The following is a 1,326-nucleotide window of genomic DNA, read 5'->3' as shown; positions in this document are numbered from 1 at the left end:
TGAACCGCCCCGGGTTTCGCGGAGGCTCCAACTCTTGAGAGAATGTGAGCCATGAGCAAGAACAACGCGAACAAGTTTTCCCCGGAAGTGCGCGAGCGCGCAGTGCGCCTGGTGCAGGAGTCTCGCAGCGAGTATCCATCGTTGTGGGTGGCGGTCGAGTCGATCGCGCCCAAGATCGGCTGCTCGGCTCAGACGCTGCTGACCTGGGTCAAGCGGCATGAAGTCGACAGCGGGCAGCGCGAAGGCATGACCACCAGCGAGCGCGAACGGATCAAGGAGCTGGAGCGGGAGAACCGCGAGCTTCGCCGTGCCAACGACATCCTGCGCACGGCCAGCGCTTTTTTCGCGCAGGCGGAGCTCGACCGCAAGCTGAAGTCGTAAACACCTACATCGACCGGCACCGGGAGGTCTACGGGGTCGAGCCGATCTGCAAGGTGTTGCAGGTTGCCCCGTCGGCCTATCGGCGCCACGCCGCGCGGCTGCGCGAACCGTCGCGGCGCAGCGACCGTGCCCGGCGTGACGAACATCTGAAGCCACAAGTCCATCGGGTCTGGCAGGAGAACCATCGCGTGTATGGCGCTGACAAGGTCTGGCGGCAACTGAACCGCGAAGGCGTGGCGGTGGCTCGTTGCACGGTCGAGCGCTTGATGCGCGTCCAGGGCCTGCAAGGCGTGCGGCGTGGCAAGCGGCTGCGCACCACCGTCGCCGACGATGCTGCCGTGCGGCCGCTGGATCGCGTCAACCGGCAGTTCCGGGCGGATCGGCCAAACCAGCTCTGGGTCTCGGACTTCACCTACGTCTCGACCTGGCAGGGCTGGCTGTACGTGGCCTTCGTCATCGACGTCTACGCCCGGCGCATCGTCGGCTGGCGCGTGAGCAAGTCCATGACCACGGACTTCGTGCTCGATGCGCTGGAGCAGGCGTTGTACGCCCGGCAGCCCGGCAATGACGGTTCTCTGACCCATCACTCCGACAGGGGATCGCAATACGTCAGCATCCGCTATAGCGAACGGCTGGCCGAAGCCGGTATCGAGCCCTCGGTCGGCAGCCGTGGCGACAGCTACGACAACGCCTTGGCCGAGACGATCAACGGTCTGTACAAAGCCGAACTGATCCATCGTCGTGCGCCCTGGAAAAACCGGGAATCCGTCGAGCTGGCCACCCTGGAGTGGGTCGCCTGGTTCAACCATCAACGCCTGCACTCATCGATCGGCTATATCCCGCCCGCCGAGGCTGAGGCAAACTACTACAACCAACTTGGCAGAACCGCCGACGAGGCCGTTTTACTTTAACCAAACAGCCTCCGCGATACCCGGGGCGGTTCAA

General features: G+C 64.3%; 1 protein-coding gene and 1 other annotated feature. The gene reads left to right on the top strand.

The genetic code is table 11. The features are described 5' to 3' along the window. The first annotated feature begins 51 nt into the window (after positions 1–51). A protein-coding gene (locus tag N5K27_RS28815) for an IS3 family transposase (RefSeq protein ID WP_157367621.1) occupies positions 52–1,292 on the top strand; the annotation gives its coding sequence in 2 pieces (ribosomal slippage) (positions 52–337 and positions 337–1,292; 1,242 coding nt in all). Then, positions 336–452 (top strand) — a sequence feature (AL1L pseudoknot). (Overlaps the previous gene by 117 nt.) Positions 1,293–1,326 lie beyond the last annotated feature (34 nt).

Source organism: Pigmentiphaga sp. GD03639 (assembly GCF_029845405.1).
GTDB lineage: Bacteria > Pseudomonadota > Gammaproteobacteria > Burkholderiales > Burkholderiaceae_B > Pigmentiphaga > Pigmentiphaga daeguensis.
This window is presented reverse-complemented; position numbering and strand designations above follow the sequence as displayed.